General features: G+C 48.3%; 1 protein-coding gene. It reads left to right on the plus strand.

From position 1 onward, the window contains the following. Positions 1-30: 30 nt before the first annotated feature. Positions 31-329, plus strand: a 299-nt coding sequence (locus JCM17207_RS09710; RefSeq protein WP_373871901.1) for an IS3 family transposase, incomplete at its 3' end; no start/stop codon positions are given.

The following is a 329-nucleotide window of genomic DNA, read 5'->3' on the forward strand; positions in this document are numbered from 1 at the left end:
CGTTATCGGGAAGAGTATCCGATTTGGCGGATGTGCAAATTCTTTGGTGTTTCCCGGAGTGGGTACTACGCCTATACCCACAATCTGAACCGTCCGAACCCAAATCAGTCGATTATAGACCAGATCGCCCGGCAGCAGAAGAGGTGCAAGAATACATACGGCTATCGCCGGATGCATCTTTGGTTGGACAAAAACGGTTGTTCCAGGAATCCCAAAACGATTCTCAGGATTATGAAAACCAACGGTTTGTTGTCTGAAATCCGCAGACGCAGGCAGTGGAAGCAGCTTGGACAGCAGGTTCACAGATATGAAAATCTGCTGAATAGGGA

It is taken from the genome of Faecalibacterium gallinarum, from assembly GCF_022180365.1.
Lineage (GTDB): Bacteria > Bacillota > Clostridia > Oscillospirales > Ruminococcaceae > Faecalibacterium > Faecalibacterium gallinarum.